Genomic DNA, 6,504 nt, shown 5'->3' on the forward strand with positions numbered 1-6,504 from the left:
AGAGGGCCCGGACCGTCCGATCAACGCGCTGGCCGACCGGCTGGCGGTGCTGACCGCGCTCGCCGGTGTCGAGCACGTGGTCGTCTTCGACGACGACACCCCGACCGACCTGCTGCGTTCCCTGCGGCCCGACGTGTACGTCAAGGGCGGCGACTATACCGAGTCGATGTTGCCCGAGACGCCGCTGGTCCGTGCGCTCGGCGGCGAGGTCCGCATCGTCGACTACGTGGCGGACCGGTCGACGAGCGCTCTGGTCGGGCGCATTCGGCGCACAGCGGACGATGGCCGCGAGGGAACGGTGAGGACCGCGAGGGAACGGTGAGGACCGCGAGGAAGCGGCGAGGGCCGCGAGGAAACGGGGAACCGGGCGTGAGAATTCTGCTGTGGCACGTGCACGGATCGTGGACGACGTCATTCGTCCAGGGCGATCACTCCTATCTCGTCCCGGTCACCCCGGATCGCGGCCCGGACGGCCTGGGCCGCGCGCGCACCTATCCGTGGCCGGGCACGGTCACGGAGGTCGGGCCGGACGAGCTCGGCCCGGCCGACGTGGACGTCGTCGTCCTGCAGCGGCCGCACGAGCTGGACCTGGCGGAACGCTGGCTGGGTGGCCGGCGCCCGGGGCGGGACCTCCCTGCGGTCTACGTCGAGCACAACACCCCGAAGGGGGACGTGCCCACGACCCGGCACCCCCTCGCCGACCGGCCAGACCTCACCCTGGTGCACGTCACCCACTTCAACCGGCTGTTCTGGGATGCCGGGAGCACGCCCACCCGGGTCGTCGAGCACGGCATCGTCGACCCGGGCCACCGCTACACCGGTGAGCTGCCCCGCGTCGCGGTGGCCGTGAACGAACCGGTCCGCCGCGGCCGGGTTACCGGGACCGACCTGCTGGGGCTGTTCGCCGCGGCGGCACCGGTCGACGCCTTCGGCCTGGGGGTCAGCGCCCTACCGGCGCACACCGGCCTTCCCGCCGAGCGGCTCACCGTGTTCGAGGACGCCTCCCAGGCCGCCCTGCACGAGGCCGTCGCGCGCCGCCGGGTGTACGTGCACCTGCCGCCGGTGGACCTCGCTCGGGCTGTCCCTGCTCGAGGCGATGCACCTGGGCATGCCCGTCGTCGCGCTGGCCACCACCGAGGCGGTGGAGGCGGTGCCGGGGGACGCCGGGGTCCTCTCCACCGATCCGGCGGTGCTCGCCGGCGCCGTCCGCCGCTTCGTCGCCGATCCGGAACGCGCTCGGGGGTACGGGAAGAAGGCCCGGCGGGCGGCCCTGGCCCGGTACGGTCTCGATCGTTTCCTGCGGGACTGGGACGAGGTGCTCGCGCAGGTCACGGGCTGAGCTCCGACACCGAGTTTATCCGCATGATTGCCAGGAAATGTCCTTCACATGACGGGTGAACCGGGGCTGCCCGGCGAGTCAGGCGAGCCGGGCGAGCCGTTGGACAGGTTCGTGCTGCCGCTCAGCCCGATCGCGCCCCGGCAGGCCCGGGTCCGGTTGGCCGCGGGCCTCGCCGGCACCGGCTTCGCGGCGGAGCTGGCCGAGATCGTCGTGTTGCTCGCCAGCGAACTGGTCACCAACGCCGTCGTGCACGGCCGCGGTGAGCCGGTTCTGGAGATCCGGACGACCGACCACCAGGTGTGGGTCGGCGTCCAGGATCCGGACAGCCGCCTCCCGCAGGTGCAGCAGGTCGACACCGACTCGCTTAGCGGGCGGGGCATGCACTTGGTGGCCGAGCTCGCTGAGACCTCGGGTGCCGACGTCATCCCCGGCGACGGGAAGGTCGTCTGGTTCCGGATGCGCCGGGAGAGCCCCGTTGTCGATGGTTGACCGCCGCCGATGGTTGACCGCCGCCGATGCGGCCGAGCGCGCCGCGGGCTTGCCTGACGGCGGGCTTACCTGACGGCCTCGGGCAGGACGGGGGTGGGCGGGCCGAGAAAGAAGCCCTGGCCGTAGGGGATCGCGGTCTCCCGGGTGGCCTGGAGCTCGGCCGCGGTCTCGATGCCCTCGGCAACCACGCCGCCTCCGATCTCCTTGGCGACGTGCACCAGCCCGGCGGCCACAGCCCGCCGGGCCGGGTCGGTGTCGATGCCCTGGGTCAGGCAGCAGTCCATCTTGATAATCTCCGGCCGCAGCCGGACGAGCTGTTCCAGCCCGGCATAGCCGGTACCCACGTCGTCGGCGGCAATGCGGACGCCGAGCCGGCGCAGGTGCTCGATGTCGCGGTTGATCGCCGGAGTGTCGCCGATTCGTTCGTGCTCGGTGATCTCCACGAGGATACGTTCGGCGTCCTCGCCCATGATCATCTCCACCAGGCCGGCTGAGAGGGTCGTCGCCGAGACGTTAACCGCGAGGATCATGTGTGTCGGCAGCCGGGGCAGCACGGCGAGCGCGCGTCGGACCGCGGCGAGTTCGAGATCGACGTTGAGGCCGACGGAGCCTGCCGCGGTGAACCACTGTGACGGGCTGCGGGCGTAGTCCGAGAACCGGGACAGCGCCTCCACTCCGATGATCTTTCCGTGTTCGAGGTCGAGCACCGGCTGGAAGGCGAGCGCGGGCCCCCCGCCGTCGATCACATGGCTGACGTCGCGCCAGACGCGGCTGCGGACCTCCCACATCCGGTGCAGGTCGGTCACGGAATCGCCGAGGATCTCCGCGATCATCCGCAGGAACCGGCCGTCGCGCGGCCGCAGGTGCGGATGAGGCCCGTGCCCGAGACAGCCGACCAGGCCGTAGACGAGGCCGTCGCTGTCGATGACCGGCACCGCGGCGTAGGCCCCCACGTCAAGCTCGTCGACGACGGGCAGTCGCAGGATGCGCGGATCGGCGTGGGTGTCCGGGATGACGGTGGGAAACTCACCGGACAGGACGCGTCCGAACAGGGCGCTCTCGCGCCGAACGGTGGAGCCCGGGGCCAGCTGGAACGACGCGCCGTCCCCGTTGATGACCTGCACAACGAGGACGTCCGTCTCGATGCGGCCGAGCCAGGCAAGATCCATGCCCAGATGGCGGCGCAGTATCCTCAGCAGCTCCACCACCGCCGTCGCCGGCTCGGGAACCTCGGCCTTCGGCCCGAGCGCCGAGGCGGGGGCCGGGCGGACCGACATCCGTACCACCTCCTCTCCTGGTGTTCCCTCGGGTTTTCCGCGCACACCCTGGTCGGCACCGATATCTGTTACCGTTTCGTGATCGATATTGGGCTCTTTGTAACCGATATCGGCTTGTTCGTGCACGATATCGACTGGTTCGTGACCAATATTGACCTGTTCGTGACCAACCTCCGCCACTGCCGGGAGATCCATCCCCTGTCTCCCGTCTGTCTCCCGTCGCGCCCGTTGGCTCTTCGTGTTGTAGTAGATGCGGGATCGGGACGGATGCCTGCTCGGCGAGCGAGGATGTTCGGAGGGGAGGCGGTGCCGCGTGGCGGACATCGTGGTCGGGATCGACGGGTCGACAGATGCCGAGCGCGCGCTGCGGTGGGCCGTGCGCGCGGGGCGTCGCTGTAGCGCGCGGGTGCGTGCCGTTCTCGTCTGGGCTGCGGCCGGCCCGTTCTGCACGCGGGTGAAGCCGCCGCCTGCCACCTCACCGGAGCATCCCCGGTGGACGGCCCAGTGGATGCTGCACGACGTCGTCGATCGGGTCCGCGAGGCCCAGCCCGACGCCTGGATCGTCGAGCGGACCGTGTACGGGAACCCGGTGGACACGATACTGACCGAGTCGGAGGGCGCGGCCATGCTCGTCCTCGGTGCCCGCGGCCGTGACCGGCCGCGCCGCCTGCCGGCCGGTTCGGTCAGCATGGCGTGCGTGTACGGGGCGTCGGTGCCGGTGGTCGTGGTCCACGGCAGGTCGGCGGCGCCGGCCGAGAGCGGGCCCGTCGTCGTCGGGGTGGACGGGTCCGCCTGCTCGTTGGCCGCGCTGCGGTGGGCCGCCCAGGAGGCGGCGCTGCGCCGGGCGTCGCTGCGCATCCTGCACGCCTGGACGTCGCTGCCACCGGAGTTCGTTGTCCGGCTGGGACTCTGCGGTGCCAGGTTCGTCGGCGCAGTGCCCACGGCGGGCGCCGGGGCCGTCCGTGCCGGGCCGGCTGGTGCGGGGCCCGGCGACGCGGATCCGGGCGGGACCGGATTCATCCGGACGGACCCGGGTGGAACGGGCCTCGCCTCGGGATTCGTCGGCCGTGGATTTCGGGGCACGGCACCGGGGGGCACGGCACTCGATGATCATCCAGGATTCGGTGACTCGGGACCCGCCGATGCGGCGCTCGGGGACCCGGTGCTCGATGCGACGGGACCCGGCGGAACGGCCCTCGTCGACGCCGCCCTCGAGGGGGCCGCGCGGGCCGTGCTGGACGAGGCGGTGCGCGCGGGTCTGCCCGAGCCGGGTGATCTCGATGTGCGCACGGACCTGATCCGCGGAGCGGCCGCGTCCAGCCTCCTGCGGGCCGCAGCGGGGGCGCAGCTCCTGGTCATCGGAGCCCGGGGCCGCGGCGGCTTCGCCGAGTTGCTGCTGGGTTCCACCAGTTCACAGTGTGTGACACACGCCCAGTGCGCGGTCGCGGTCATCCGCACGCCCGGCAGTACGACCTGTGGTAATTAGTGCGGTGTGTGGTGACTCCACCGCGGCAGATCTTCGACCCGGTGCGAGTCCCTTTCCCTCGGGTCGCGAGTTCTCGGGCCGTGGGCCGAGATCGAAGACCCCGGGCGGGGATGCCCGATCGGGCACGTACCGAGCGGGTGGACGGCGGGTCGCCTGCCGCGCCATCTGCCGTGCCACCTGCGGTGCCGGCTCTCGCGGCCCGCCGAGCGCGGCCTGCGGCCCAGCGGTGACGGCGCGGCGGGCAGGTGATCCTCCCGAAACGGCTCGGCTTTCCCTCGTCTTGGGGGAGGATGGGGAGACTGGGGCGTGATGTCCCCGTGAGGTACGGGGGCACCGCGGCGCCGGCCGTGGGAGGGGAGTGTCGAGCGACTATGGAGGATCAGTATTACGGCGGTTCCGGTCGGCGCGGCGAGCGGTTCGCCCAGGCGCGCTGGCTCGCCGGTCAGGCCCGGCAGGACCGCACCACCTCCTGGTACGTCCCACTGATGATCACTGTGATCGGTGCCGGTGCGGCGTTCGACGCCTTCGGCTGCGGCGTGGGGCTCCTCTACGCCCTCGGGCTGTCGATCGCCTTCGTCCTGCTGACGTGGACGACGATCCGGCTCATGCCGTCGGTGTCCGACGAGCTGAACGTCAACCGGGTGACGGGCCCGCGCAAGATCTTCGCCATGGTGAACACGCCGGTGCGCACCCGCGGCGTGTTCCTGCTGGCCGCAGCGCTGCCGATCGCGGTCACCCTGATCAGGACGGTCGGTTTCTTCGTGTTCGGCGGGGCGCTGCTCGTCGGGATCGTGGTCGGCGTAGCGCTGGCTGCCGCCTGGATGTTCGAACGCCGGTAGACCCGCCCGGCGCCGACGAACCTCCTGATTCCGACGAACCTCCTGATCCTGGGGCCCATCCCTGGGCTTGGCCATCCCGATCCGGCGCATCCCCCCGCTCGGACCAGGTTCCTGTTCCCGCCAAGCGGGCAGGCCAGCAGGGACACGGTCCGGTGCGCGGTCCGCGATGAGGAGAGTGCGATGACGGTCAGCAAGGCCACGAGGGAACGAACCCGGGCGAGTCAGCTCCCCGAGGACGATGTGGTCGGGATCCTGCTCGCGCAGCATGCCGAGATCCGCGAGCTGTTCGGGAAGGTCAGGACGTCAACGGGCCAACGCCGCCAGGAGACGTTCGACAAGCTGCGGGCGCTGCTCGCGGCCCACGAGACCGGCGAGGAGGTGGTGCTGCGCCCGATCAGCCGGCAGGTGGTGGGGCCCGAGGTGACCGATGCCCGCAACCGCGAGGAGAAGGCGGCGAGTCGGGACCTCGCCGGCCTCGATCGGATGGACGCGAGCAGCGTCGAGTTCGGGGCCAAGCTCGCCGCGTTCGAGCACACGGTGGTGGAACACGCCGAGCGCGAGGAGCGGGAGGAGTTCGAGGCGCTGCGCCAGGTCCGTCCCGAGTCCGAACTCGTGCGCCTGGGCCGCAGACTGCGGGCCATTCAGGCGATCGCCCCCACCCATCCGCACCCTTCGGTCGCGGGATCCCCCACCGCTCAGCGGGTATTCGGGCCGGCGGTGTCCCTCGTCGACCGGCTGCGCGACGCTCGGCGGCAGACGACGACGGCGGGGTGACGGCGAGGATCTCCACCGCCCGGGGGAACTCCTCGAACGGCGGGCCGGACCCTTCGGAGACCCCGGCGCAACGCCGGTACCGCAACTGGGGAGATCTGCTGCAGGAGCTGCGCGTCGTCCAGACGGGCGTGCAGCTGCTGACCGCCTTCCTGCTAGCCATCCCGTTCCAGCAGCGGTTCACGACGTTGAGCAACGAGCAGAAGTCGCTCTATCTCGTGATCGTGCTGCTGACGGTCAGCGCCACCGGGCTGCTCATCATGCCGGTGAGCCTCAATGCCGCTTCCACTAGTTTGGATCTTG

10 protein-coding genes are annotated in these 6,504 nt (G+C 71.3%); 7 read left to right on the forward strand and 3 right to left on the reverse strand.

What is annotated here, in order from left to right; all coding sequences use genetic code 11:
• On the forward strand, positions 1-322 hold a 322-nt coding region (locus tag AC08OJ_RS17630), incomplete at its 5' end, for a nucleotidyl transferase family protein (protein ID WP_476596314.1).
• Between the two features lie 89 nt (positions 323-411).
• On the opposite strand, the gene AC08OJ_RS17635 is transcribed toward AC08OJ_RS17630, so the two are convergent.
• Positions 412-810: a hypothetical protein gene (locus AC08OJ_RS17635; RefSeq protein WP_476596315.1), complete on the reverse strand. Its 399-nt coding sequence runs from the start codon at positions 808-810 to the stop codon at positions 412-414.
• A gap of 138 nt (positions 811-948) precedes the next feature.
• Complete coding sequence (locus tag AC08OJ_RS17640) at positions 949-1,110, reverse strand: hypothetical protein (protein ID WP_476596316.1); 162 nt, start codon at positions 1,108-1,110, stop codon at positions 949-951.
• Here AC08OJ_RS17640 and AC08OJ_RS17645 point away from each other — a divergent pair.
• Both AC08OJ_RS17645 and AC08OJ_RS17650 read left to right on the forward strand, forming a co-directional pair.
• Positions 1,085-1,339, forward strand: coding sequence for a glycosyltransferase (locus tag AC08OJ_RS17645; RefSeq protein WP_476594332.1), 255 nt, complete (start codon positions 1,085-1,087; stop codon positions 1,337-1,339). The genes AC08OJ_RS17640 and AC08OJ_RS17645 overlap by 26 nt on opposite strands.
• A gap of 48 nt (positions 1,340-1,387) precedes the next feature.
• Positions 1,388-1,828 carry an ATP-binding protein gene (locus AC08OJ_RS17650; protein WP_476594326.1) on the forward strand — a complete coding sequence of 147 codons (441 nt, stop codon included), beginning with the start codon at positions 1,388-1,390 and terminating at the stop codon, positions 1,826-1,828.
• Positions 1,829-1,893: 65 nt separating this feature from the next.
• Here the strand turns inward: AC08OJ_RS17650 and AC08OJ_RS17655 are convergent, their stop codons facing one another.
• Positions 1,894-3,105 (reverse strand): sensor domain-containing phosphodiesterase, encoded by a 1,212-nt coding sequence (locus AC08OJ_RS17655; protein ID WP_476594327.1) that lies wholly within the window; start codon positions 3,103-3,105, stop codon positions 1,894-1,896.
• Positions 3,106-3,418: 313 nt separating this feature from the next.
• Here AC08OJ_RS17655 and AC08OJ_RS17660 point away from each other — a divergent pair, with 313 nt between their 5' ends.
• The 4 genes from AC08OJ_RS17660 to AC08OJ_RS17675 form a co-directional block, all read left to right on the forward strand.
• Positions 3,419-4,591 carry a universal stress protein gene (locus AC08OJ_RS17660; RefSeq protein WP_476594328.1) on the forward strand — a complete coding sequence of 391 codons (1,173 nt, stop codon included), beginning with the start codon at positions 3,419-3,421 and terminating at the stop codon, positions 4,589-4,591.
• 371 nt (positions 4,592-4,962) lie between these two features.
• On the forward strand, positions 4,963-5,430 hold the full coding sequence (locus tag AC08OJ_RS17665) for a hypothetical protein (protein ID WP_476594329.1): 468 nt from the start codon (positions 4,963-4,965) through the stop codon (positions 5,428-5,430).
• Between the two features lie 180 nt (positions 5,431-5,610).
• Positions 5,611-6,204: a hemerythrin domain-containing protein gene (locus tag AC08OJ_RS17670; RefSeq protein ID WP_476596317.1), complete on the forward strand. Its 594-nt coding sequence runs from the start codon at positions 5,611-5,613 to the stop codon at positions 6,202-6,204.
• Positions 6,201-6,504, forward strand: a 304-nt coding sequence (locus AC08OJ_RS17675; protein WP_476596319.1) for a DUF6328 family protein, incomplete at its 3' end; no start/stop codon positions are given. The genes AC08OJ_RS17670 and AC08OJ_RS17675, both read left to right, overlap by 4 nt.

Source organism: Frankia sp. CgKIO3 (assembly GCF_977946435.1).

What these genes read in the sequence shown, in the direction of transcription:
- AC08OJ_RS17640 (WP_476596316.1), bottom strand. Translation starts at nt 1,110, where the DNA reads ATGCCCAGGTGCATCGCCTCGAGCAGGGACAGCCCGAGCGAGGTCCAC.
- AC08OJ_RS17650 (WP_476594326.1), top strand. Translation starts at nt 1,388, where the DNA reads ATGACGGGTGAACCGGGGCTGCCCGGCGAGTCAGGCGAGCCGGGCGAG.
- AC08OJ_RS17665 (WP_476594329.1), top strand. Translation starts at nt 4,963, where the DNA reads ATGGAGGATCAGTATTACGGCGGTTCCGGTCGGCGCGGCGAGCGGTTC.
- AC08OJ_RS17670 (WP_476596317.1), top strand. Translation starts at nt 5,611, where the DNA reads ATGACGGTCAGCAAGGCCACGAGGGAACGAACCCGGGCGAGTCAGCTC.
- AC08OJ_RS17655 (WP_476594327.1), bottom strand. Translation starts at nt 3,105, where the DNA reads ATGTCGGTCCGCCCGGCCCCCGCCTCGGCGCTCGGGCCGAAGGCCGAG.